At 65.4% G+C, this 1,055-nt stretch carries 1 protein-coding gene; it reads left to right on the top strand.

Features of this window, described 5'->3' with window-relative positions; all coding sequences use genetic code 11:
* On the top strand, positions 1-1,002 hold a 1,002-nt coding region (locus FEM54_RS33025), incomplete at its 5' end, for an MFS transporter (RefSeq protein WP_138454333.1).
* Between the last annotated feature and the right edge of the window lie 53 nt (positions 1,003-1,055).

Below are 1,055 nucleotides of genomic sequence, written 5' to 3' on the forward strand. Positions count from 1 at the left end.
CTGTCGGACCGCATCGGCCGTCGCCCCGTGCTACTTGGCGGCCTGGCGCTGTATGTGCTGGCAACCCTGTCGATGCTGCTGGTCAGCGACATTCAACAGTTCATTGCCGCCCGCGTGCTGCAAGGCCTGGGCGCCTGCGCCGCGCTGGTGCTGGCGCGCACGGTGGTGCGTGATGTGTGGAAGGCCGAAGCGGGGCCGGCGCTGGCGTTGACCATGATCGGCATGCTCTACGCCATCGTTGTGGCGCCGATGATTGGGGGGTTGCTGATCAAGCTGCTGGGCTGGCAGGCGCCGATCGTGCTGGCGCTGGTGATCGGCAGCGTGGTGCTGGTGTTGGCGCTGCTGTTCTTTCGCGAGAGCAATCACTTTCTGGACCCCAAGGCCGGGCATTGGCGCACCCTCGGCGGGCAATACCTGGATTTGCTCAAGGGCCGCCAGTATCGGGCGTACGCGGTGGCGTTGGCCTGCACCTACGGCGCGATGTTCGCGGTGATCGCGGGTTCATCGGCGGTGTTTATCAACTTGCTGGGGTTCAGCAGCCTGGAGTACGGGCTTAATTTTGGCCTGATCGTGTCGATGCTGATCGTGGGTTCTACCTACACCCGGCGCAATATCCTGCGCCTGGGGCCGCAACGCATTGTGTCGATGGGCGTGATGCTGGTCGCCATCGGCGGGATTCTAGCGGTGGTGATTTACGAGCTGTTCGGCCTGTCGGCGCTGGGCCTGGATATTCCGGTGGCATTGGTCACCCTCGGCGGCGGCCTGGTGTTGCCGGGCTCGGTGACGGGCGGGGTGATGCCCAACGCCCATCGTGCGGGGTTGGCGGCGGGGTTGATGGGCTTTTCGCAGATGTTTGGCGCGACGTGCAGTGGCCTGTTGCTGAGCCATCTGCGTGATGGCAGTGCCACGCCGATGATCATGATCCAGGCGAGCTTTGCGGTTTCGGCGTTTGTGGCGTTCCACCTGCTGCGCCAGCGCCAAGCGCTGCTGGCCGCGGCTTGATCGTTCCCACGCTCTGCGTGGGAATGCCGCCCCGGACGCCCCGCCTCCCGCCC

This window comes from Pseudomonas edaphica (assembly GCF_005863185.1).
GTDB classification, from domain to species: domain Bacteria; phylum Pseudomonadota; class Gammaproteobacteria; order Pseudomonadales; family Pseudomonadaceae; genus Aquipseudomonas; species Aquipseudomonas edaphica.